Source organism: Halomonas sp. A020 (assembly GCF_027943625.1).
Classification (GTDB): domain Bacteria; phylum Pseudomonadota; class Gammaproteobacteria; order Pseudomonadales; family Halomonadaceae; genus Vreelandella; species Vreelandella piezotolerans.
Genome location: NZ_AP022850.1, coordinates 2,999,033 through 3,021,740, shown reverse-complemented (window position 1 = coordinate 3,021,740; position 22,708 = coordinate 2,999,033). Strand labels below are relative to the sequence as shown.

The window sequence follows — 22,708 nt, the reverse complement described above, 5'->3', positions numbered from 1 at the left end:
GTGTCTCGCAATGATAACGATTGCCGGATACGCTTGAGACGTATCACTTAACAATTACGTATGAACGTTATAAAACGTTCATGTCAGCATGATATACATTGTTAAAGAGCGACTGTTCAGTGAACAGTGATAAAGCGACATGAATAATGTCAGACTTATCAGTGGTCACGAAACAACAAACGGTGTCGAGAATGGTGGAGCCAAGCGGGATCGAACCGCTGACCTCCTGCGTGCAAGGCAGGCGCTCTCCCAGCTGAGCTATGGCCCCATCTTGTAGCACTTTATTTCCACAAATTTCTGTAAGACAAGGCAAAATGCGACGACGTATAGCCTGCTATACGAGGAACATTTTAACGCCGTATTACAGGAATTTGGTGGGTCTGGGCAGACTTGAACTGCCGACCTCACCCTTATCAGGGGTGCGCTCTAACCAACTGAGCTACAGACCCGGTCATTTCGCTGTATGCTTGAGCTTGTTGCCCAAACAAAGCAGAAATAGCTACCGTTTGCTCTACTATCTGATCAGGTAATTCATTGTGAGCGCTTACCGCGAGGATGAGTCATCGGTTAAGGAGGTGATCCAGCCGCAGGTTCCCCTACGGCTACCTTGTTACGACTTCACCCCAGTCATGAACCACACCGTGGTGATCGCCCTCTTGCGTTAGGCTAACCACTTCTGGTGCAGTCCACTCCCATGGTGGACGGGCGGTGTGTACAAGGCCCGGGAACGTATTCACCGTAGCATTCTGATCTACGATTACTAGCGATTCCGACTTCACGGAGTCGAGTTGCAGACTCCGATCCGGACTGAGATCGGCTTTTCGGGATTGGCTCACTCTCGCGAGTTGGCAACCCTTTGTACCGACCATTGTAGCACGTGTGTAGCCCTACTCGTAAGGGCCATGATGACTTGACGTCGTCCCCACCTTCCTCCGGTTTGTCACCGGCAGTCTCCTTAGAGTTCCCGCCATTACGCGCTGGCAAATAAGGACAAGGGTTGCGCTCGTTACGGGACTTAACCCAACATTTCACAACACGAGCTGACGACAGCCATGCAGCACCTGTCTCTGCGTTCCCGAAGGCACTAAGGTATCTCTACCAAATTCGCAGGATGTCAAGAGTAGGTAAGGTTCTTCGCGTTGCATCGAATTAAACCACATGCTCCACCGCTTGTGCGGGCCCCCGTCAATTCATTTGAGTTTTAACCTTGCGGCCGTACTCCCCAGGCGGTCGACTTATCGCGTTAACTTCGCCACAAAGTGCGCTAGGCACCCAACGGCTGGTCGACATCGTTTACGGCGTGGACTACCAGGGTATCTAATCCTGTTTGCTACCCACGCTTTCGCACCTCAGTGTCAGTGTCAGTCCAGAAGGCCGCCTTCGCCACTGGTATTCCTCCCGATCTCTACGCATTTCACCGCTACACCGGGAATTCTACCTTCCTCTCCTGCACTCTAGCTTGACAGTTCCGGATGCCGTTCCCAGGTTGAGCCCGGGGCTTTCACAACCGGCTTATCAAGCCACCTACGCGCGCTTTACGCCCAGTAATTCCGATTAACGCTTGCACCCTCCGTATTACCGCGGCTGCTGGCACGGAGTTAGCCGGTGCTTCTTCTGCGAGTGATGTCTTTCCTAGCGGGTATTAACCGCTAGGCGTTCTTCCTCGCTGAAAGTGCTTTACAACCCGAGGGCCTTCTTCACACACGCGGCATGGCTGGATCAGGGTTCCCCCCATTGTCCAATATTCCCCACTGCTGCCTCCCGTAGGAGTTCGGGCCGTGTCTCAGTCCCGATGTGGCTGATCATCCTCTCAGACCAGCTACGGATCGTGGCCTTGGTGAGCCGTTACCTCACCAACTAGCTAATCCGACATAGGCTCATCCGATAGCGGGAGCCGAAGCCCCCTTTCTCCCGTAGGACGTATGCGGTATTAGCCTGGGTTTCCCCAGGTTATCCCCCACTACCGGGCAGATTCCTATGCATTACTCACCCGTCCGCCGCTCGTCAGCATCCAGCAAGCTGGATCTGTTACCGCTCGACTTGCATGTGTTAGGCCTGCCGCCAGCGTTCAATCTGAGCCATGATCAAACTCTTCAGTTTAAGATCAATGCGGTTCTTGCCTGTCACCGAAGCAACAGAAGCGAACCAAACTTGGCTCAAGGGTCAAACGAATTCATTCATTAGGCCGAAGCCTGTTTGACGAGTCGCTTGCCTTGATAATAGGTGATTTGTCACCCTCATCGGCAAGCGCCCACATGAATTACCTGATCAAATTGTTAAAGAGCTTTTCGAAGGGCGTTGCCGTTCGATGTGGGGCGTATTTTACGCATTTAACTCCGCGCGTCAACACCTTTTTTTGCCAAACACCTCATCAAGCAGCGGCTAAACGTTTGAGAAGTTCGTCGCGTCGCTGCTCGCTGACAAATGCCTCCTCGATAGCGTAACGATTGAGCATTCGAAAGGTATCTTCATCCCAGCCAAACGCATCGGCACACGCCAAATGGTTCTCCAGCAATCCACCGCCGAAATAGGCAGGGTCGTCGGAGCTAATGGTGACTTTGAGCCCCTCGGCCAACAGTTGGGGCAAAGCGTGGTCACTTAGCCGCTCGACAACTTTCAAGCTGACGTTTGACAGCGGACACACGGTCAGGACCGTTTGCTGATCACGCAAACGCTTGACCACGTCATCGCTTTCCAGACAGCGCACGCCGTGATCGATACGTTGCACTTCTAGGATATCGAGCGCTTGAGCAATGTATTCGGCAGGTCCCTCTTCTCCGGCGTGGGCAACACGGACCAGACCAAGTTCCTTGGCGCGAGCGAACAGCGCTTGAAACTTGACCGGAGGATGATCGCGCTCGGCGCTATCGAGTCCGATAGCATCCAGGAACTTCCAATAGGGAGAGGCCTGTTCAAGCACATGCAACGCTTCATCGGCGGGACGATCACGAAGAAAAGCCATGATCATGCCGATCGTCAAATCCAACGATGCTTCGGCCTCCTCTTTCGCCCGTAGAAGACCGGCCATGACGACTTCGAGCGGTACGCCGCGCTGTAGATGCGCCTGGGGGTCGAAGTGGATGTCGATATGCATCACCCCTTCGCTACGGGCACGCTTAAAATAGTCCATGGCAAGATCGTAAAAGTCTTGCTCATTGCGCAGTACGTTCATGCCTTGGTAATAAAGATCTAAAAACCCTTGAAGGTCTTTGAAATCGTAGGCCGCTTTCGTTTCGTCCACGGACGCATAGGGCAACTCGATCCCGTTACGGGCCGCCAGTGCGAACATGAGCTCAGGCTCCAAGGTGCCTTCAATATGCAAGTGGAGCTCGACTTTGGGAAGTTGACGTAAAAACTCATTCATACGGCGCGCCTGCTTGCGGTTGGGAGAAAGAAGTAGTATCGGTACATAAGCGCCCACCATCAAGGTGCCACCAAGCATCGATCCCAGCCAAAAGCGCCGCGTCCTCGGTTTGATGAACGAAGAAAATCACGGTTCGCCGTGCGAGCCAGCGATCTAGCGCCGCGGCCAAGTGCTTTGCCGTATCGGCGTCTACGCTAGCAAACGGTTCATCCAACAACACAACAGATGGATCGCGCAGCATCAATCTCGCGAAAGCAACCCTTCTTGCCTGACCTCCAGACAATTGCTGGCCTTTTTCGCCCACGTTCGTCGAGAGCCGCTTAGGCTGCTGTGCTACCCAGTCTTCCAAGCCCACCATGTTGAGTACCCGCCACAACTCGTCATCGGTAGCGCTCGGCTTGGCGATCCGTAAATTCGACTCAAGCGTTCCATCGAATAGATCCGTTTGCTGAGTGAGAAAGGCGAAATACTCGGCTCGACTCTCTGTGGAGAGACGATGTGGCGGCACTCCAGCGACACGAATCTCGCCCTGGGTCGGTGCCATACGTCCCATCAACACACTGGCCAACGTCGATTTACCAGATCCCGACACACCAGTAATCACGACTCGGGTATGTGGCAAGAGCGTCGCCTGTACATCGACCAGTGCTGGATACATCGTGTTGGGATAAGCGTAATGAACGGAAACAAGCTGGATGGCATGTTCATCGGCACGATAGGGAAGCCCTTGCATGTCGATTGCAGGCGCTAGGGGTTTGAGAGCATTCAAACGCTGCACGGCTGCGTAACTCGCGCCCAGTTTCAAGAACGCCGCGGGGAGCAACGCGAACACTTCGTTCATTCCCAGCACAGCAATCACGGCCATGACGAGCACCGGACCCACGACCTGCTCTGCCGAAAACGCCAAACTTCCCAGCCATAGCGTGGCGATGAGCATCAGCCCGGTCACCGCAGAAACGAAGGCGTTGCCCAAGGCCAATTTCAAAGCCAAACGACGCTGGTTCTCGGTGGATACTGCTTCGAGATTCTGGATTTTCTGGCGATGCCACCCGCTTGTTTGATAGCTACGCAGCTCCGCAGATGCCTGCACCTGATCCAATACCAATCGACGTAGCTCCTCTTGATCACTGACGTGCTGGTAGCTATTACCGAAGCCGATCCAACCAAAACCGACCGTCACCACTAGCCAAAGCAGCGTGAATACCAAAGCCATCACCACAGCAACCCAAGGTAGCCATATGGCGATGAACCCGGAGACCACGAGTACGGTCAGCAGCGCCGCTACCGGAGGGATCAGACAACGTAAGTAGAGGTTATTGAGTTGATCGATATCTGCCGTTAGACGGCTGAGCCATTCACTTGCACGTTGCCGTTTGAGAGTCGCATCATCCAGGCCTGTCAAATCACCGAACACTCGGTAGCGTAGATCGGCCAACAGGGTAAGCACGGTGCTATGGTTGTATAAACGCTCAACGTACCGCGCCAAAGTCCTCAGCAGGGCAAAAAAGCGGATGCCTCCACCGGGTACGTATACGTCCAACGTCGACGGAAGACCCGCCGCGAGCGCGATCCCCGCCAAGGCGCAGGACACGATGAACCATCCGGACAGTCCTAGTAGTGACAAACCCGCAAGCAAGGTCACCCAAACCAATAAGGCTCCCAACCAGAACTGTTGACGGCGGCGAAGCAGTAACTTAAGCCAAGGCGCAACGTCACGAAAAAGGGCCATCATTGCTTTACCTCCACCAACTGGCCTGAGCGGCATACAAAGTGGCGATTGGCTACCGTCATGACGGCCGGGTGATGCGTCGCCATGACTAGCGTACGCCCCTCACCTGCCCATTCGAGCAGCGCCTGGATGACCACGCTTTCCGTTTCTGCGTCTAAACTTGCCGTCGGTTCATCGAGCAAAATAAGCCGAGCCTGACTAAGATACACGCGCGCCAGCGCAAGCCGCTGCGCCTGTCCACCAGAAAGGCCAACACCACGTTCACCCACGGTCGTTTCCAATCCATGGGGCAAACTTGCCAATAGCTTGCCAAGCCCGGCTCGCTGCAAAGCTTTCACGAGCGCAGCGTCATCCGCCTTTGGAGAAGCAATGCGCAGATTATCAGCTAAAGAGCCCTGCAGTATGCACGGCGCTTGATCCAGCCAAGCAATAGGAATAGAAAGGTCGATGCGGCACACTCCACGAGTAGGCCTCATGAACCCCGCCATGAGTGCCAGCAGTGACGACTTACCGCTACCAGACTCACCGGTAAGCACGGCCACATCGCCCTGCCTTAGCGACATACTCACATCGCTGAGCACCGGCGTACGTTCAGCGTAGCGAATATCGACGCCATCAAGCTCGAGGAGCACGCCAGACGCCGAGGGCGGCAACGGAGAGGAAGCTACTTGGTTGGGTTCGTTGAGAATGGCCACGACGCTCTCAGCGGCGCCAAGGGCAGCAGCACGATCATGATAATGTTGCGACAACGTTCTAAGCGGCTGAAAAAATTCCGGCGCAAGGAGCAACACTGCCAACCCGCTAAACAGCGTCAACTGGGGCGAAGGACCGTAATCGATGTATCCTAGCAAGCCAAAACCAACATACATGGCCACGACAGCAATCGCGACGGAAGCAAAAAACTCCAAGACCGCCGACGATAAGAACGCTAAACGCAGCGTCCGCATACTCAGTCGACGATAGTGATCGGTGGCGTACCACACATCTTGCTGAGCCTCTTTGGTGTGACCAAACAGCTGCAGGGTGGTCATTCCGCGCACTCGGTCGATAAAGTTTGCGGAAAGACGAGAGACGGCCATGAACTGATCACGATTCAATCGCTCAGCCCCCATCCCTACCAATGCCATGAACAGCGGTATTAGTGGGGCGGATAAAAGCAGAAAAAAGGCAACCAGGTAGTCGAGCCAAACGACAATGCTCAGTATCAGCATCGGCAACGCCACGACGATTCTCAGCTGCGGATAAAAGCGAGCGAAGTAACCATCCAGCGCCTCGATGTGCTCCACCGACTGAGTGGCCAATGCCCCACTCTGCTGACGCGTCAACCATGTTGGCCCAAGCGCCGAGATTTTGTCGAGCAGGGTTTGCCTGGCATATTGGCGAATGCGAAGGCTTGCTTTAGCGCTACACGTCTCTTGCAGGGCCTGAAAAAGCGAACGCAGCAAGACAACCACCACGAGGCCAACGAACGGTAGCACGAGTGACCAGGGGGAACGCCCTGCAATGACCAACTGGTCGATCAGCCAAGCAAGCCCCACCACCAGCAGGACGGTTTGCATACCCGCCAGCACGCCCCAAACCGCCGCCCACATCAGCTGTTTCTGCTCGCGTTTGGCAAGCAAGTTAAGCCAATGGCGCGGCGTCATGGCCTCCACCGTATTCACTTCGGGAGGATGGTCTGCCATAGCGTTAGTGGTATCCCTCCCCTACACGCACCTTGCCGCGGAACACCCAGTAGGTCCAAGCGGTATAGGCCAGGATGATCGGGATAACGAACAGCACGCCAATCAGCAGGAACAATTGTGATTCGGGCGCTGACGCGGCGTCCCAAAGTGTGTAATTGGGCGGCACGATAACCGGCCATTTACTGACGATCAGCCCTAAGTAGGTAAAGACATAGATGCCTATCGTTGCTACGAACGGTATCCCTTCATCGCGACGCTTGACGGAGCGATACACCATGAAGGCCGAAAAAAGCGCCAACGCCGGGAAAATCCAGATCAGTTGCAGATGGCCGAACCAACGTTCCCATACCACCGGATTAACGAACGGCGTCCAAATACTGATAATGGCGAACACCCCGAGCACCAGCGCCAGCAACATGGGCGTGATCTTGTAGGCCCAGTCTTGGATATGACCTTCCGATTTGAGGATCAACCAGGTCGCACCAAGCAGAGCGTAGCCCGCCATCAAGCCTAGTCCCGTGAGCACTGAGAACGGCGTCAACCAGTCGAAAGCACCGCCCACGAAAGCAAAGTTTTCGACACGGAAGCCTTGAATGTACGCCCCGACCACGGCCCCTTGGGCAAACGCCGCCACACCGGAACCCCAGCTGAATGCACGGTTCCACCAGCGCCGATTACGACGCGACTTGAAGCGAAATTCAAACGCGACGCCGCGGAAAATCAGCCCGGCCAGCATCAAAAAGACCCCTATGTAAAGCGCTGGCAAAAAGACCGAATACACCAATGGGAAAGCACCGAGCAGGCCCGCGCCCCCCAAAACTAGCCAGGTCTCGTTGCCATCCCATACAGGGGCTACCGAGTTCATCATGACATCGCGGGAATCTTCATCTGGGGCGAAGGGAAACAGTATCCCCAAGCCCAGATCGAAACCATCCATTAATACGTACATCATGATGCCGAAGCCGATGATGCCCGCCCAAATTAGCGTTAAATCAAACATTTCCATGTTCAGCTCCTGACCGGATCGACGTCATCGTCAAAAGGGGTGTGTGCCGCAGAGAATGGGCGCATAGGCCGCTTGAAGTTCTCACTCGTCGTTTCCTGCTCGTCGTGAGGCAGCATGCCATTGCGTACCACGCGAGTGAGGTAGTAAATACCGGCGTAGAACACGACGGCATAGACTGCCACGTAGCCAATCAGAGTGAATAGCGCCATTGGCCCGGTCAGCGACGGCGTCAAGCCCTCGGCATGGGTCATCATGCCGTAAACCAGCCAAGGAGCGCGTCCGGATTCGGTGACGATCCAACCTGCCAACACCGCCGCGAAAGGCATGGGGATCATACAGACCAGCGCCTTTAAATAGCCCGAGTGTTCGTACACTCTGCCCTTGCGACGCATCAGCAGACCAATGAAGGCGGTTGCAATCATCAGCAGACCGATGCCGACCATGACACGGAAAGCCCAAAATACGATGATAACGGGTGGCTGCTCCTCAGGAGCAGCTTCGCTGATCCCAGGAATTACCCCATCGGGAGAGTGGGTCAAGATAATGCTAGCGAGGTTCGGAATGCCGATCTCAAGATGGTTGGTTTGCGCTTCCTGGTCCGGAATGGCAAACAGCAGCAGCGGTACGTTGCTAGACGTTTCCCAATGCCCTTCCATCGCCGCCACTTTAGTCGGCTGATGCTCGAGTGTGTTCAAACCATGAAAGTCCCCGACCACCGCTTGTGCAGGTGTGAGAAAAAGGAGTAGCCACAAGCACATGGAGAGCGCGCGGCGATTGGCCTCTGGATCGCGCCCACGAAGCAGGAACCAAGCGCTGACGCCCGCCACGACGAAACCACCCGTCAAGAAAGACGCCATGGCCATATGGGCAAAGCGATACGGGAAAGAGGGATTGAAGATAGCCTCGAACCAAGAGAGTACGTGGAAGCGGTTGTCGATCAGTTCCACACCGGCAGGCGTGTGCATCCAGCTATTGGCTGACAAAATCCAGAAGGAAGAAATGAACGTACCCACTGCCACCATAATGGCAGCAAACAGGTGCACCCCTTGCGGGACTTTTCCACGGCCAAACAAGAGCACACCGAGGAATGCCGCTTCCAAGAAGAACGCGGTGACGACTTCATAGCTCAGCACGGGCCCCAAGAAGTTGGAGGCGGCCTGGGAAAAGTTGCTCCAATTGGTGCCGAACTGGAAAGACATCACGATACCCGAGACGACGCCCATGCCAAAGACAACGGCAAATACCTTGGTCCAAAACAGCGAAAGGCGGTCCCACGCAGGATTGCCGGTCTTAAAGTACAGCCCATGGAGCAGCGCAATATAGGACGCTAGCCCAATGGTAAAGACTGGAAAGATCGCATGAAACGATACAACGAAGGCGAACTGTATTCGCGATAGTACTAGGGGGTCGAGTTCCATCACACTCTCCTAAGACCTGAGTTGGTATCCCGTCAATGGGTGTCACAAGCTTAGTTGAGCCTTAATGGCACTGCATTTTAGTTATAAGCACTAAGCTTATTCTTTACATGCGTTGTAGTTTACCGGTTCGACCATCGCTATACAGCGTTAGTTTGCCTGAAAAGCTGTGTCGCATTGACGCACACTCTCCAGGCAACACCACTTTGCCGTACTAGGCCATCACCACGATGCTGACCATATAGCCGGTGTAGGCAATAAACATGGTAAAGAGTGCACCACCCTCGATACGGTTGATACGCCGCGGACGCCCACGCCAAGAGAACGCAAACAGCACCATGACGAGCGTCATGAGCGTCATTACGCTCCAATCCCGCATCAGCACTTCACGCCCCGCCTCGATCGGCGCAATGACGCCCGCCAAGCCCACCACGGCCATGCTATTGAAGAGGTTCGAGCCGACAACGTTACCCAGCACCATGTCATGTTCATTGCGGCGCAAGGCGCTGATAGAGGACGCTAATTCAGGTAACGACGTGCCCACCGCCACCACCGTCAAACCGATGATCAAATCACTCACACCAAAACCCACGGCAATTTCAACGGCGCCCCATACCAGCAATCGAGAGCTGGCAATCAATAACACCAATCCAATCAGCGTCCACATGATGGACTTACCGCGAGACATCGGCTTGCTATCCAGGCTTTCGGTCACTTCTGCCATCAACGGATCGTCTTGCTGACCGCGAGCGTTGAAGATGCTCGCCGTAATGAACACGCCAAGCCCGATGAGCAACAGCGCCGCTTCAAGCCGCGATATCCATCCGTCCCATAGCATGTATCCCGTCACTAGCATCACCAAGACGAGTAGCGGCATCTCTTTACGAATTACCCCCGAATGGACGGCGAGAGGCGCCATCAGTGCGACAAAACCCAGCACCAACCCCATGTTGGCAATGTTAGAACCGTAAGCGTTACCCACCGCCAAACCAGGATTGCCTTGCATTGCCGCCAGTACCGAGACCATCATCTCCGGGGCGGATGTACCAAACCCAATCACCAGCATGCCGATCAAGAGCGGCGAAAGCCCTAACCAGCGCGACGTCGCCGCGGCACCGTCGATAAACTTCTCTGCACTCCATATCAGCAGGACCAAGCCCACTACCACAGCAAGAAAGGCGAGTAACATTTCAGTTCCTTAATGTCATAATGTTAGGCACTATCGCGGCTGCATCCTTGTCTAACGAGCCTGTTTGGTCAAGTGCCGTTTGCAAGCGTCGGTTCCGTTCCCTAAATTGACTGGCACCACGCTCCATCGTATTGGTTCTTACCGTCTCATGCACAGAGAGTTTGCTGTTGCCCCATTACTCTTTCATCAAACGGCCTTCTCTGCCGGTTAACTCTCCCGAGGTCGACTGTTTTCCACCTGAGACCCGCACTCAGCGGCGGCGCCTGCGCGCCTGCCATGAGTGTGACTGGGTTTCGGCCCTTCCGCCGCTCAAATCAGGTGAAAAAGCAACCTGCCCGCGCTGTTCACACGTACTGGTAAAGCGCCATCGCTATCCGGCTCAGCGCAGCATGGCGCTCGCACTGGCCTCACTAATAGCACTGTTGGTAGCGATCTCGTTTCCCTTCGTGAGCTTTAGCGTTAGCGGCGTCGGCAATCGCATCGAACTATCACAAACGGCGACGACGCTGATCGCGTTTCATCAGCCCATCGTTGCCATCGCCGTCATGATGACCATACTCGTGCTACCCGCCGTTTATTTAGTGGGTGTGGTATGGCTACAGTTTGGACTCTTGCGAGCGCGACCCATGCCGTTCAGCCGTGATATCGCCCGCTCGCTGGCCCATTTGACCCCATGGATGATGGCGGATGTCTTCATCATTGGCGCCCTGGTCAGCTTGATCAAAATAGCGGGTATGGCGCAAATCGAACTAGGCATCTCCTTTTGGGCGTTTTGCCTCTTCGGTATTTTGCTATTGATGACGGTGCAATCCATCGACGGCGACTGGATGTGGTTCTCGCTCGAAGGCGAGCCCCTTGCCCCTGAGGGCACATTGACCGGTACGACCGCTGCCAACCAAGGTGTCACTGGGTGCCCCACCTGCGGATTGGTCAATCGCATCGAACATGACCGACAGCGATGTTTGCGCTGCCATGAGAAACTGCATACTCGGCTGCCACACAGCCTGCAGCGTACATGGGCGCTGCTGTTTGCCGCCACCGTCATGTACCTTCCGGCCAACCTCTATCCCATCATGACCACCACGAGCTTGGGCAACGCTACGCCCTCCACCATCATTGGGGGAGTCGTTCAGCTCATCCAAATGGGATCATGGCCAGTAGCCGCCGTCATATTCGTAGCCAGTGTCATCGTGCCGGTCGGCAAACTGGTCGCTCTGGCCTGGCTTTGCTTGATGCTCAAACGCAGCAATGAACTCAATGCCCAGAGCCGCACCCGGCTCTATCGTTTGACCGAGTTCATTGGACGCTGGTCCATGGTCGACGTATTCGTGGTGGCCATTTTGGTTGCTCTCATCCGCGCGGGGTCGTTAATGTCGATTACGCCTGGACCAGCCGCCCTGGCGTTTGGCGCGGTGGTCGTGCTCACCATGCTCGCGGCTATGACCTTCGACCCCCGCTTGATATGGGATACTCAACCTTCACGCTCTCTTCGCCGTAAAACGGCCACCAAGGAACCTGTTGATGGCTAACGATTCCATGCCTCAGAACACACCCAACCCAGATCAAGGCGAGTTGCACAAAGCCAAGGCGTCGCCCCAAACACGCTTGTCCCCGATTTGGATCGTGCCGCTGGTTGCCGTGATCATCGGGCTATGGCTGGTTTACGACAACTACTCCAGTCGCGGCACCCTGGTCACGTTGACGATGGAAAGCGCGGAAGGAATCGAGGCGGGCAGTACGCTCATTCGCAGTCGCAACGTCGAGATTGGTCGGGTCCAGAGCGTACGTTTGTCCGATGACCTCTCCCATGCCGTCATGGTGGCACGCATTCAACCCGGGGCGGAAGCTATGCTAAGAGAAGATAGCCGCTTTTGGGTCGTCAAACCGCGTATTGGCCGCGAGGGCATCAGTGGGCTGGGTACCGTTCTTTCAGGTGCCTACATCCAGCTAGAACCGGGTCAGTCAGAAGAGCCACAGCGAGAATTCGAGGTTAGCGATGTACCTCCCGTGGCTCCCGCCGGCCAAGCTGGGTTGCAAATCAACTTGGTGAGCCAACTAGGCAACTCGCTGCGCATCGGCGACCCGGTCTCTTATCAGGGCTACACGGTAGGCCGCGTCGAAGACACGCGCTTTGAACCTGAAACGCGCACCATGCACCATCAAGTTTTCATCGAAGAGCCCTACGCCCAGCTCGTCACCGACAGCACGCGCTTCTGGACGGCCAGCGGGATCGACTTCCGCCTGGATGCCGATGGTGTGAGAGTCAATGTCGAATCCCTCGAAGCGCTATTGGGCGGTGGGGTGACCTTTGGCGTACCGGAAGACCTTCCCATGGGCAAACCTGTGGAGGCCAACACACGCTTTAATCTCTACGCGGACGAAGATACTGCCCGGGAAGGCACGTTCAACCGATACTTGGAGTATGTTTTGCTGGTTGACGACACGGTAAGAGGCTTGTCTCGGGGAGCACCGGTGGAGTTTCGTGGAGTGAGAATCGGCACCGTCGCCGCGGTCCCTTGGAACTTCACGGCGCCACAGCCTGATTCCCGGGCGCGATTCGCCATTCCGGTACTCATTCGCATCGAACCCCAACGCTTGGGTATCGAAAACACCGACATCGACCTAGAGGAGTGGGATGAACGCTTCAAGCGGATGTTTGGGCTAGGTCTGCGCGCCTCGCTTAAGAATGGCAGCCTGCTCACAGGGGCGCTGTTCGTCGACCTTAACTTTCAGCGCGACCTTGCCGATGAGTACGTCGCCGAGCGATTTGCCGAGCGAACCGTGTTCCCCACTGTGGCTGGCGGTTTTGCACAGATTCAGGCACAGGTCACCAGCCTGCTCGAAAAGCTCAACGCGCTGGAAGTCGAACCTCTTCTTGCGGGGCTAGAGCGTAATCTTCAAGCCTCGGAAAGCGTGCTAAACGAGGTTCGCGAGGTCAGTACATCGATCCATCAGTTATTGAACGACCCGGATACTCAGGCGATTGGCGGCAACTTGAACGGCACGTTGGAAGAACTGCGCCGCACACTGGAAGGCGTTTCGCCCTCCTCGCCAGCGTACCAAGAACTGACCGGCGCCATCGAGCGCCTAGATAGACTAATGCGCGATCTACAGCCGCTCACCCGGACGCTGAACGAGAACCCAAGGGCGCTGCTGTTCGATAACTTGGACACCCAGGACCCGATTCCTCGCGCTCCTCGCTAATTAAGGATGACCGTTATGTTACGTCGCTTATCTCTATTTTGGCTGGCGGCTTTTACGAGCCTACTCTTGTCCGCCTGTGCCAGCAGCGTATCTCCACCCACGCGCTATATGTTACCTACAAGCCCGGCGGTCAACGCACCGAGCCGTGCCGAAACAACGCTTCAAGTCAGCCCCCTCCGCCTAGCCCACTATTTGGATGTGGACGGCATCGTAATGCAGCTCGATGACATCACTTTGAATGAAGCGCGCGAGCATCAGTGGGCGGAGAGCATTGGCCGGCAATTAGAACGCGCGTTACGCGCCGAATTAGCCGACCAGCTTCCTAGCTTGCAGGTAGTGCGGGCGGAAGGCAGTCGTCCCAGTGCGCTGACGCTCTCATTGGAAGTGGATCAGTTCCAGGGCCGCTATGATGGCGTTGCAGTGACCAGCGGCCAATGGCAACTGCGCGATAGCGATGGCGAGATGCTCGCCCTAAAAAGCTTCACTGCTGAAACGGTCCTCGATCAGGACGGTTACCCAGCCCTGGTGCGCTCGTTGGGCGAGAGCTGGCAGGTAGTGGCCGAGCAAATCGCCGACCAGTTGAGTCAAGGCGGCTACTTATAACCCCAGGCGTGTTCGCTACGGGTAGCGCGTCGACGTGAGACTTTCGTGTTACACTCACGACCACGACGACGTCACTGTCAGCGCCACCCTGTCTCCCTCTTGTGAAACCCAGAGGTGTCACAAGACGTTTTAACGCCCGTCGCGGCACAGCGTGCTATCTGTCAAACTTCGCTGCCGCGACGGTGTACCATCCTCGCTTTTTTGAACATGACGCTTAGCAGCGCCGCCCATTAGGTGGTGCCGCCTGCTATGCGACTGCGGAGAACGCATGAGCTTTTCTGATCTTGGTCTGCACGACGATTTATTACGCGCGGTGAACGCGCAGGGCTATACACAGCCGACGCCGATTCAACAAAAGGCCATTCCCGTCGTTCTCGAAGGACGCGATCTCCTTGCCAGCGCACAAACCGGCACGGGTAAAACGGCAGGCTTCACACTGCCGATGCTACAGCGCTTGGCAAACGGCAAGCGTCCCGGGAAGCGCCAAGTGCGCGCGCTCGTCCTAACGCCGACCCGCGAGCTGGCGGCACAGGTGGGCGAAAGCGTAGCGGCCTATGGACAACACCTTTCGCTGCGCTCCCACATCATTTTTGGCGGCGTCGGTCAACAGCCCCAAGTCGATGCTTTAAGGCATGGTCTCGACGTGCTGGTCGCTACCCCTGGCCGCCTGCTCGACCTGCACCAGCAAGGGCACGTCGACCTGTCCGCCATTGAAATTCTGGTACTGGATGAGGCGGACCGCATGCTGGACATGGGCTTCATTCACGATATCAAGCGCCTACTGCGCCTGGTCCCCAAGCAACGCCAAAATCTCCTGTTTTCTGCCACATTCTCCAACGAAATCCAAACGTTGGCGCAGCAGCTACTCGATAATCCCGCTCTCATCGAGGTGGCGCCACGCAACACCACGGCAGAAAAAGTCGAGCAAGCGATCTACCGAGTGGATCGCGATAAAAAGCGCGACTTGTTGGCGCACTTGATCCAGCGTCACAACTGGTTTCAGGTACTAGTATTCACTCGCACCAAGCACGGCGCTAACCGGCTAGCCGAGCAACTCTCCAAGCAGGATATCCCTGCCATGGCGATCCACGGCAACAAAAGTCAGGGTGCACGCACGCGTGCGCTCGGTGCGTTCAAGAGCGGCGATTTACAGGTGCTCGTCGCCACTGATATTGCCGCCCGTGGCCTAGACATCAATGAACTTCCCCATGTGGTGAACTTCGATCTGCCCAATGTCGCGGAAGATTACGTTCACCGCATCGGTCGCACAGGGCGTGCGGGCAGCAATGGTGAAGCTGTCTCGTTGGTGTGCATCGACGAGCATGGTCTGCTCAAAAACATCGAGCGACTGATCAATCAAACGTTGCCGAAACACATCGAACCGGGCTTCGAGCCTGACCCCAACGCCAAGCCAGAACCCATCGAAAATGGTCGCCGGAGTCAGCGTCCACCTCGTCGGCGCAAGCAAGATGGGCCATCTACCAATACGGGTGGAGAGCGACGTCGCCGTAGCCGCCGCTAGCCCGCACGCCCGGAATGTGCGAAGGTATCGCCTCGCCTATTCGGGCGTTTTTGCTGAATTAATTCATGGAGTGACTATGGCGTCTTCACAACTCATGGCCGATTATCGCCAATGGCTGGTCTTTCAGCGTCAGGAGCAACTCAGCCGCGAACACCAGGGAATCGCGCAACGCTTGGAGGACGCCCGCGCCTCAGCGAATCAGGTCGTGCAAGCCTACCGCAGCATGGCTGAAAAAGCTGCTGCCGAAGGCGCCTGCTATCGCACGCTTTTCCTACGCGAGCGTGACAACGCGTCACTCCCCTGCGAAGGTTGGCTGTTCGTACGCCGCGTATTGAGTGAAGGGAACAGCACACGTGTTCGTGCCACTCTACTGGAAACCTTCACGCTGGAAGATGGTATCGTGGCACCAGGAGAGAAGCCCGCCAATAAGCTGACGCTCGAAATCTACGATAAACTGGAAATCGACAAAGGCATGCGAACGCAAGTACGCGTCGACTGCCTGGATAACCCGGAAGATTTTCACTTCATCACCCTGCTCGATGCGGTACGCGGCGACCTGCGCCCTCACTTGAAATAAGCCTGCGCCATGGTTTCACGCCACGCTTGCCGCTTCATTGTGTTGATGTTCTTGGTAGGGCTCAATTTGCGCCCTGCCATGTCATCGGTGGCACCGTTACTCAATCGTTTGCAAGAGAACGCAGGGCTCTCAGCCCCAGCAGCGGGCCTCCTGACCACCCTTCCCGTGCTGTTTCTTGGTTTGACGGCACCGCTTGCGCCTATCATCGGTCGTCGACTGGGGAGCGAACGTGCGCTAAGCAGTGCCCTACTTCTGCTGGCCAGCGGTTTATTGATCCGCGTACTACCACTGCCTGGGATGTTGTACGTGGGTACTGCCATGGCAGGAAGCGCTATTGGGCTTGCGGGGACGCTGTTACCCGCGCTGGTCAAACGCGAACTTCCCCAAAATGCGGACCTATTGACCGGACTCTACACTATGGCACTCTGCATGGGAGGCGCGCTAGGTGCCGGGCTCAGCGTCCCGCTGATGCAGTGGCTAGGCGGTTGGCAGGCCAGTTTGGTCAGTTGGGCGCTTTTAGCGCTCGCCACCCTTATCGTTTGGGTTCGCTATGCACCCACGCCTTACTCCTCGAAGGCCATTGGCTCCCCCTCCAGCCTTCCGCTCGTCACGTTACTTAGCAAGCCGCTTACCTGGCAGGTCATGCTGTTCATGGGCATCCAGTCCTCCATGGCCTATATCGTGTTCGGCTGGCTGCCAACACTGCTCATCGAGCGGGGTTACACAGAAGCTACTGCCGGGTGGACGATGGCCGTTTCCATCCTGTGTCAGCTGGCCTCGGCACTGAGCGCCCCATGGATTGCGCGCCTCCATCACGACCAACGCCCTGCCCTCCTGCTGGTATTGATCTGCACGGCGATGGGTCTCGCCTGCTTACTGGCAGCGCCTTTGACCTGGCGCTGGCCAGGCGCCGTATTGCTAGGACTTGGGCAAGGCGGAAGCTTTAGCCTTGCATTAAGCCTACTGGTGTTACGAACTGCCAACGAGCGCTTAGCAGGGCAGCTATCCGGCTTGGTACAGGGCGGCGGATACACATTGGCCGCCTTGGGGCCCTTTGGGGTAGGCTTGATGCTCCAAGCCGGTGCTACCACTGAACATATCGCCTGGCTACTCGTTGGCCTGATTGGCATTTGCGGCATTTTCGCGCTGTTTGCAGGCCGACAGCGGCAACTCGACGACCATAGCGGCCATCTTCAGGTCTATCACCGATAACGTTTAGCTCTCACAGGATACCGCGATGAGCCAAGCTCCTCTTCTAGCCGATACGCCCCACCGCCAAGAGCGGGTATTGGTCATTTACACCGGTGGCACGATTGGCATGCAGCCCCAGGCCAACGGCTTGTCGCCAGCGGGAAATTTTTCCGAGCGCTTAGACAAGGCACTGAGTCAACGGTCACTGCAGGATCAATCCCTGCTTCCCGCCTACGACGTGATGAGCTACTCGCCTTTGATCGACTCTAGCGCCGCAACGCCATTGACGTGGCAGCAGCTTGCCAACGATATCGCCGAACGCTTCGATCAATACCGTGGATTCGTGGTCATCCACGGCACCGACACGCTCAGCTGGACCGCCGCGAGCCTGGCCTATCAGCTCCAAGGCCTGGACCGGCCCGTCGTTTTAACAGGCGCGATGGCACCACTCGAAACCCCCAACGGCGATGGGTTAGGCAATGTGTATGGCGCTTTACGGTTCTCAGCCCATCCTCAATTGCAGGAAGTCGCGGTCTATTTCGCCGATCGTTTACTCAGAGGGGTTCGCGCCATCAAACAACACAGTGAAGCCTCCGATGCCTTCACTTCACCAAGTTACCCACCGCTAGGGGAGCGCGTAGGTGACGATTTCATCCTCTTCCCAAGCCGTGGCTTGGTTTACCAACAGCGCGGCGCACCGCGATTCGAACGATTGGATTATCAACCCGTGGCTCGGGGCGAAGTGGTCCGGATTACTCTTTGGCCAGGAATGGCTGCTTGGCAACTCGACGCATGGCTTGGCCACCCTAACGTCAAAGGGGCGCTGCTACAGCTCTGGGGAGCAGGTAATTTGCCTGATGACCCCGACCTTCTTGCTGTGATCGCCAAAGCCAGCGGCGAAGGCAAGTTGATCGCCGCCATCAGCCAATGCCCCCAGGGTCGCGTAAAGATGGGCGCTTATGCTGCAGGTAATGGCCTCGTGGATGCGGGCGTATTGTCTGGAGACGACATGACACCCGAAGCCGTCTATACCAAGCTGGTCCATCTAATTGCTCAACCGCTTTCACCAGAAGACCGGCGCGAGCGCTTCATGATGCCGCTCGTAGGCGAGCGTTAACGGCAAGACTCCGACTCATACTGGCGTAGCCGCTAATAAACGCTATGGTTAACTTATCTGTTTAACGTTTATTACCCCAATAGGATAGGAAGCGACTTATGGATCAGCCGGTGCATCACTTTAGTGAACTCTTCGAGCAGTTAGGCCTACGCTCGGATGCGGAATCCATCGAGCGCTTCATTCAGCGCCACTCACCTCTACCCAAAGAGATGCCGTTGGCGGATGCACCCTGCTGGAACGAGGGACAAGCCGACTTTCTTAGGGAAGCCGTAGAGGAAGACGCCGATTGGGCCGAGGTGGTCGACCACCTAGATGCGTCTATGCACAAGACCCACTAAGTTCTGGAACTCATGAAGACATTTGACGCGCCGCCTCCAGGCGGCGCCGATACCACGCCCCTAAAAGTAATAGGAGTGTCAATGCCAGCAGTGGCAGCATGACATCCCATTGCAGGGCATCCTCTTCTTCGATGGCTTCCAGCGCGCCATAGATGGCGCTGCTATACACTGCCCATTTGACCGATAACCCAAGACATGCGGCTAGCAGATAGCGACCAAGCGAAATTTTGCCCAACCCTGCTGCGAAATTGATAACCGAGTGGGGAAAACCCGGTAACACTCGTATGGCGCACTGCGTTAGAAGATCACTTCGTGCTTTGAGGTGCTCCATCACCTTTAGCGTCAAGCCTCTAGGCTGCCAGCGCTCACCCAGTCGGGCAGCCAATGCGTATGCCCCCCAGGCCCCCACCACGCTACTGACCGTTAACATCAGTGTGGCTACTAGAGGCGTATAAAACGGAGCAATCAGCCATAGGCCTATGCTACCGGGCAGACCTACGGCAAGTGTCAGCGCCATGGCCACCATCACAGATGCGATCACCGCGGGGTGATGAGACATCGTGGCGGCCCAGCGCCTCAGCGCGGACAAATCAGGGGAGTACCACAGCCAGAGATAAGCCAACATGGCAGCGGCCGCAAAGCTTACTACCCAGCGCCAAGAATGAAGCGACAATTTAGCCATTCAGCCGTGCTTCGACCCGATCGAGAATTTGTCGGCTGACCTTGCCCACCAACGGCTTTGCTGCTTTGTTGACGGCTTTTTCCATTAGGCGATTGCGAATCTCATAATGTAGCGTCAACGCCACCTCCGTGCCCTCGGGTACGGCCCGCAGCTGATACCGGCCTTGATTTTTGACACCCTCCAACGACTCCCAAGCCAGCACATGGGGCGGCTGAATGTCGGTGACGACAACATCGAACGACCAATCCATCCCTACTGCCCGCACGTGCCAGCGATAGCGGTTTTCGCCTAAGCTATCGATGGAGCGAATGAGGTCCGAGTAATCGGCAAAATCTTCGACACGGCGTAGCAGATCAAACACCCGCTCGGGGGGAGCCTTGACGATTTCGCTATGTTCTATCGTGGCCATAAGTGTCTTCCTAACGGCTTGGCCAATTAGCTTAACATGGCAAACCACTCACACACACCGACTGAGACGCACTAGCCCACTGGCTAGATGGTTCGCTATTGCGTAAACTGCCGCCTTTCCGGACCGGACCCCGGAACACTGCCTTGCACCGAGGCAAAGACACATAAATTCTCCGACGATGAGCATTTCGTATGTCCTCTACCGCTTCACCTGGCGCCAAGGCGTCAGCCACCGTCGTGATTTACTCCGGCGGCATGGACTCTTTCACTGTTTTACATCGCGCCATTCGGGAAGGACTCACTGTCCACGCGCTCTCTTTCGACTATGGCCAGCGCCACCGCCGGGAGCTCGACACCGCCCGCCAGGTGTGCGAATCCCTGGGCATTGCTCACCAAGTCGTCGATATTCGCGCCATCCATGGGCTGATCGATAACTCAGCGCTGACCAATAGCGCTATCGACATGCCCACCGGCAATTACGACGCAAACAACCTCAGCGCCACGGTAGTGCCTAATCGCAACATGATTTTGCTCTCCCTGGCCATTGCCAAGGCGGTCAACATTGGCGCGGGGCGGGTGGATTACGGCGCTCATGGGGGCGACCACGTACTCTACCCAGACTGTCGTCCCGAGTTTGTCGATGCCATGAATCACGTTGCAGGTATCGCCAACTTCGAACCCGTGTTACTTCATGCGCCTTATCTAAACGTTCGTAAAGAGGATATTCTGCGCGAAGGGTTAGCCATGGGGCTGGACTATCGCCAGACGTGGACCTGCTACGAAGGCCGCGAACTCGCCTGCGGCCAGTGCGGTAGTTGCCGTGAGCGGTTGGCCGCCTTTGCGGCCAACAATTGCGTCGATCCTCTTGCTTACGCTATCGACACGTCGCAGGGTGGCCGCTGATGTACCACGTCAAAGAGGCTTTCTACACCCTGCAGGGCGAAGGCGCCCAAGCGGGTCGCGCCAGCGTGTTTTGCCGCTTCACCGGCTGCAACCTCTGGTCAGGTAGAGAAGCGGATAGACCTAACGCCAAATGCACCTTTTGCGATACCGATTTCATCGGCACCGATGGGGTCAACGGCGGCCGATTCGAGACCGCAATGGCGCTAGCACTTCATATAAAAGCACTGTGGCCTCGAGAAGTGAGTCAAGCAGTGCCTTACGTGGTGTTCACTGGCGGCGAACCGTTGCTACAACTCGATAGCGCCCTGATCGCCACGTTACATAGCGAAGGCTTCGAAGTGGCCGTTGAGACCAACGGCACGATGCCTGCCCCTGCAGGCATCGACTGGCTCTGTGTGAGTCCCAAGGGCCGCAATCCATTAGCGATCACTCAGGGGGACGAGCTGAAGCTGGTCTACCCTCAGGCGGATGCGCTGCCCGAGCAGTTTACTCACCTCGCTTTCAAGCACTTCTTTTTACAGCCCATGGACCTCAGTGCTGTCGCCCATGCGCAGATAGCTACCGACAGGGCGGACATCGTGAAAGCTACCACTGCCTACTGCATGGCCAACCCCCAGTGGCGTCTGTCACTGCAAACGCACAAAATCGCAGGATTCGAGTAATGGCGCTATTCGTTAATCAACTAACCCACGTCGATGTTTCCCTTTGGTGCTCTGTGAGCGGGCTGGTTGGCTGTAGCTGGCAGGTAGATGCCCAGCTTGAGGGAGAGCTAGGCGAGGATGGCATGCTGTTCGACTTCGGCGAAGTCAAACCATGGATCAAGCGCACCCTGGATAGCGGATTGGATCACACCTTACTGGTTCCCACCCAAGCACCTGGGGTCGAGATCAGCGAGTGCGATGAAGGCGTTTGCCTCCGTACCACCCACCCCTACCCCATGGAAGTTCGTGGACCGGCAGAGGCGTTTACGCTGCTGCCTTGGGAATCGATCTCCCTAGCACGCGTCACCCGTTATCTCAGCGATCAACTCACCGAGCAGCGACCAGCCAACGTGGAACGTGTAATGCTGACGCTTAGTAATGAGCGTGTAGATGGCGCAGCCTATGGCTACAGTCATGGACTTAAGCGCCATTTGGGGAATTGCCAGCGCATCGCCCACGGCCACCGCTCTCGCTTACATATTTTCCAAGAGCAGCAGAGACAGCCGTCGCTGGAACGGCAGTGGGGCGCTTGGCTAGACAACCGGTATTTGCTGGAAGAAGCGGACATGACAGAGCATAGCGAAACGCAACTGACTTGCCGCTATGAGGCTGCTCAAGGCCGTTTCTCGATCACCTTGCCAACCGAGCGGTGTTGCGTGCTACCCAAACCCACCACCGTCGAAAACATCGCTCAATGGCTGGCCAATCAGATTGCCGAAAAGACGGGAATAGTGACCGAAGTTCATGCGTTCGAGGGCATAAACAAAGGTGCGACGGCACTGGCGACACCATGAGCGAGCTCATTGCCAGTGACAGCACCGTTGGTTGTCGTCCAGGCTGCGGTGCATGCTGCATCGCGCCGTCTATAACCTCCCCCATTCCGGGGATGCCCCATGGAAAACCGGCGGGCGTACGCTGCGTTCACCTAGACGACCACCATCTATGCATGCTGTTTGGCAGTCCGCAGCGACCGGACGTATGCGGTCAATTCGATTATGACCCTATGGTATGTGGCGAACACCGTAATGAGGCGCTCGCCACGCTATCATGGCTGGAGCAGAGCACGCGCTAAAT

At 56.3% G+C, this 22,708-nt stretch carries 20 protein-coding genes, 2 tRNA genes and 1 rRNA gene; 12 read left to right on the top strand and 11 right to left on the bottom strand.

What is annotated here, in order from left to right; translation table 11 throughout:
* Nucleotides 1-192: 192 nt before the first annotated feature.
* The 9 genes from FRH_RS14070 to FRH_RS14030 all read right to left on the bottom strand — a co-directional run bounded on the left by FRH_RS14070 (nucleotide 193) and on the right by FRH_RS14030 (nucleotide 10,388).
* Nucleotides 193-268 (bottom strand) — tRNA-Ala (locus tag FRH_RS14070).
* Between the two features lie 104 nt (nucleotides 269-372).
* A tRNA-Ile gene (locus tag FRH_RS14065) sits at nucleotides 373-449 on the bottom strand.
* Nucleotides 450-568: 119 nt separating this feature from the next.
* Nucleotides 569-2,100, bottom strand: a 16S ribosomal RNA gene (locus FRH_RS14060).
* A gap of 271 nt (nucleotides 2,101-2,371) precedes the next feature.
* Nucleotides 2,372-3,364, bottom strand: a complete 993-nt coding sequence (locus FRH_RS14055; protein ID WP_139528014.1) for an adenosine deaminase — start codon at nucleotides 3,362-3,364, stop codon at nucleotides 2,372-2,374.
* Nucleotides 3,357-5,096, bottom strand: a complete 1,740-nt coding sequence (cydC, locus tag FRH_RS14050) for a thiol reductant ABC exporter subunit CydC (protein WP_139528015.1) — start codon at nucleotides 5,094-5,096, stop codon at nucleotides 3,357-3,359. Before cydC ends, FRH_RS14055 begins: the two co-directional genes overlap by 8 nt.
* Entirely contained in the window at nucleotides 5,093-6,778 is a 1,686-nt protein-coding gene (gene cydD, locus FRH_RS14045) for a thiol reductant ABC exporter subunit CydD (RefSeq protein WP_139528016.1), read from the bottom strand. Before cydD ends, cydC begins: the two co-directional genes overlap by 4 nt.
* Before the next feature lie 4 nt (nucleotides 6,779-6,782).
* Entirely contained in the window at nucleotides 6,783-7,784 is a 1,002-nt protein-coding gene (gene cydB / locus FRH_RS14040) for a cytochrome d ubiquinol oxidase subunit II (RefSeq protein ID WP_139528017.1), read from the bottom strand.
* Nucleotides 7,785-7,786: 2 nt separating this feature from the next.
* A complete protein-coding gene (locus FRH_RS14035) occupies nucleotides 7,787-9,202 on the bottom strand; it encodes a cytochrome ubiquinol oxidase subunit I (protein ID WP_139528018.1) in 1,416 nt (471 codons plus the stop codon).
* A gap of 211 nt (nucleotides 9,203-9,413) precedes the next feature.
* A complete protein-coding gene (locus FRH_RS14030; RefSeq protein WP_139528019.1) occupies nucleotides 9,414-10,388 on the bottom strand; it encodes a calcium/sodium antiporter in 975 nt (324 codons plus the stop codon).
* Nucleotides 10,389-10,555: 167 nt separating this feature from the next.
* On the opposite strand from FRH_RS14030, the gene FRH_RS14025 reads away from it, so the two are divergent.
* The 8 genes from FRH_RS14025 to FRH_RS13990 all read left to right on the top strand — a co-directional run bounded on the left by FRH_RS14025 (nucleotide 10,556) and on the right by FRH_RS13990 (nucleotide 18,940).
* Nucleotides 10,556-11,917: a paraquat-inducible protein A gene (locus tag FRH_RS14025; RefSeq protein ID WP_139528020.1), complete on the top strand. Its 1,362-nt coding sequence runs from the start codon at nucleotides 10,556-10,558 to the stop codon at nucleotides 11,915-11,917.
* Entirely contained in the window at nucleotides 11,910-13,592 is a 1,683-nt protein-coding gene (pqiB, locus tag FRH_RS14020) for an intermembrane transport protein PqiB (RefSeq protein WP_139528021.1), read from the top strand. Before FRH_RS14025 ends, pqiB begins: the two co-directional genes overlap by 8 nt.
* A gap of 15 nt (nucleotides 13,593-13,607) precedes the next feature.
* The gene (locus tag FRH_RS14015; protein ID WP_281997055.1) at nucleotides 13,608-14,195 is read left to right on the top strand and encodes an ABC-type transport auxiliary lipoprotein family protein; all 588 of its coding nucleotides are present in this window, start codon (nucleotides 13,608-13,610) and stop codon (nucleotides 14,193-14,195) included.
* 268 nt (nucleotides 14,196-14,463) lie between these two features.
* A complete protein-coding gene (locus tag FRH_RS14010) occupies nucleotides 14,464-15,717 on the top strand; it encodes a DEAD/DEAH box helicase (protein WP_139528023.1) in 1,254 nt (417 codons plus the stop codon).
* 76 nt (nucleotides 15,718-15,793) lie between these two features.
* A complete protein-coding gene (locus FRH_RS14005) occupies nucleotides 15,794-16,294 on the top strand; it encodes a hypothetical protein (RefSeq protein WP_139528024.1) in 501 nt (166 codons plus the stop codon).
* 9 nt (nucleotides 16,295-16,303) lie between these two features.
* Nucleotides 16,304-17,506 carry an MFS transporter gene (locus FRH_RS14000; protein ID WP_139528025.1) on the top strand — a complete coding sequence of 401 codons (1,203 nt, stop codon included), beginning with the start codon at nucleotides 16,304-16,306 and terminating at the stop codon, nucleotides 17,504-17,506.
* A gap of 25 nt (nucleotides 17,507-17,531) precedes the next feature.
* Entirely contained in the window at nucleotides 17,532-18,602 is a 1,071-nt protein-coding gene (locus FRH_RS13995) for an asparaginase (RefSeq protein ID WP_139528026.1), read from the top strand.
* Nucleotides 18,603-18,700: 98 nt separating this feature from the next.
* Nucleotides 18,701-18,940: a DUF2789 domain-containing protein gene (locus FRH_RS13990; RefSeq protein WP_139528027.1), complete on the top strand. Its 240-nt coding sequence runs from the start codon at nucleotides 18,701-18,703 to the stop codon at nucleotides 18,938-18,940.
* 10 nt (nucleotides 18,941-18,950) lie between these two features.
* Here the strand turns inward: FRH_RS13990 and FRH_RS13985 are convergent, their stop codons facing one another.
* Together FRH_RS13985 and FRH_RS13980 are read right to left on the bottom strand one after the other, a co-directional pair.
* Complete coding sequence (locus FRH_RS13985; protein WP_139528028.1) at nucleotides 18,951-19,622, bottom strand: VTT domain-containing protein; 672 nt, start codon at nucleotides 19,620-19,622, stop codon at nucleotides 18,951-18,953.
* Complete coding sequence (locus FRH_RS13980; RefSeq protein ID WP_139528029.1) at nucleotides 19,615-20,031, bottom strand: SRPBCC family protein; 417 nt, start codon at nucleotides 20,029-20,031, stop codon at nucleotides 19,615-19,617. Before FRH_RS13980 ends, FRH_RS13985 begins: the two co-directional genes overlap by 8 nt.
* Before the next feature lie 191 nt (nucleotides 20,032-20,222).
* On the opposite strand from FRH_RS13980, the gene queC reads away from it, so the two are divergent.
* From queC to FRH_RS13960, 4 genes are read left to right on the top strand one after another with little or no spacing between them, the layout of a single operon-like run.
* Nucleotides 20,223-20,933 carry a 7-cyano-7-deazaguanine synthase QueC gene (queC, locus tag FRH_RS13975; RefSeq protein ID WP_139528030.1) on the top strand — a complete coding sequence of 237 codons (711 nt, stop codon included), beginning with the start codon at nucleotides 20,223-20,225 and terminating at the stop codon, nucleotides 20,931-20,933.
* Entirely contained in the window at nucleotides 20,933-21,595 is a 663-nt protein-coding gene (queE, locus tag FRH_RS13970) for a 7-carboxy-7-deazaguanine synthase (RefSeq protein ID WP_139528031.1), read from the top strand. Before queC ends, queE begins: the two co-directional genes overlap by 1 nt.
* A complete protein-coding gene (locus FRH_RS13965) occupies nucleotides 21,595-22,428 on the top strand; it encodes a 6-carboxytetrahydropterin synthase (RefSeq protein ID WP_139528032.1) in 834 nt (277 codons plus the stop codon). The genes queE and FRH_RS13965 overlap by 1 nt, the downstream gene beginning before the upstream one ends.
* On the top strand, nucleotides 22,425-22,706 hold the full coding sequence (locus FRH_RS13960) for a YkgJ family cysteine cluster protein (RefSeq protein WP_139528033.1): 282 nt from the start codon (nucleotides 22,425-22,427) through the stop codon (nucleotides 22,704-22,706). The genes FRH_RS13965 and FRH_RS13960 overlap by 4 nt, the downstream gene beginning before the upstream one ends.
* Nucleotides 22,707-22,708: the final 2 nt, after the last annotated feature.

Bases quoted from the DNA above. Each gene is read 5' to 3' on its own strand.
- FRH_RS14055 (WP_139528014.1), bottom strand. From the start codon at position 3,364: ATGAATGAGTTTTTACGTCAACTTCCCAAAGTCGAGCTCCACTTGCAT.
- cydC (WP_139528015.1), bottom strand. From the start codon at position 5,096: ATGATGGCCCTTTTTCGTGACGTTGCGCCTTGGCTTAAGTTACTGCTT.
- cydD (WP_139528016.1), bottom strand. From the start codon at position 6,778: ATGGCAGACCATCCTCCCGAAGTGAATACGGTGGAGGCCATGACGCCG.
- cydB (WP_139528017.1), bottom strand. From the start codon at position 7,784: ATGGAAATGTTTGATTTAACGCTAATTTGGGCGGGCATCATCGGCTTC.
- FRH_RS14035 (WP_139528018.1), bottom strand. From the start codon at position 9,202: ATGGAACTCGACCCCCTAGTACTATCGCGAATACAGTTCGCCTTCGTT.
- FRH_RS14030 (WP_139528019.1), bottom strand. From the start codon at position 10,388: ATGTTACTCGCCTTTCTTGCTGTGGTAGTGGGCTTGGTCCTGCTGATA.
- pqiB (WP_139528021.1), top strand. From the start codon at position 11,910: ATGGCTAACGATTCCATGCCTCAGAACACACCCAACCCAGATCAAGGC.
- FRH_RS14015 (WP_281997055.1), top strand. From the start codon at position 13,608: ATGTTACGTCGCTTATCTCTATTTTGGCTGGCGGCTTTTACGAGCCTA.
- FRH_RS14010 (WP_139528023.1), top strand. From the start codon at position 14,464: ATGAGCTTTTCTGATCTTGGTCTGCACGACGATTTATTACGCGCGGTG.
- FRH_RS14005 (WP_139528024.1), top strand. From the start codon at position 15,794: ATGGCGTCTTCACAACTCATGGCCGATTATCGCCAATGGCTGGTCTTT.
- FRH_RS14000 (WP_139528025.1), top strand. From the start codon at position 16,304: ATGGTTTCACGCCACGCTTGCCGCTTCATTGTGTTGATGTTCTTGGTA.
- FRH_RS13995 (WP_139528026.1), top strand. From the start codon at position 17,532: ATGAGCCAAGCTCCTCTTCTAGCCGATACGCCCCACCGCCAAGAGCGG.
- FRH_RS13990 (WP_139528027.1), top strand. From the start codon at position 18,701: ATGGATCAGCCGGTGCATCACTTTAGTGAACTCTTCGAGCAGTTAGGC.
- FRH_RS13985 (WP_139528028.1), bottom strand. From the start codon at position 19,622: ATGGCTAAATTGTCGCTTCATTCTTGGCGCTGGGTAGTAAGCTTTGCG.
- FRH_RS13980 (WP_139528029.1), bottom strand. From the start codon at position 20,031: ATGGCCACGATAGAACATAGCGAAATCGTCAAGGCTCCCCCCGAGCGG.
- queC (WP_139528030.1), top strand. From the start codon at position 20,223: ATGTCCTCTACCGCTTCACCTGGCGCCAAGGCGTCAGCCACCGTCGTG.
- queE (WP_139528031.1), top strand. From the start codon at position 20,933: ATGTACCACGTCAAAGAGGCTTTCTACACCCTGCAGGGCGAAGGCGCC.
- FRH_RS13965 (WP_139528032.1), top strand. From the start codon at position 21,595: ATGGCGCTATTCGTTAATCAACTAACCCACGTCGATGTTTCCCTTTGG.
- FRH_RS13960 (WP_139528033.1), top strand. From the start codon at position 22,425: ATGAGCGAGCTCATTGCCAGTGACAGCACCGTTGGTTGTCGTCCAGGC.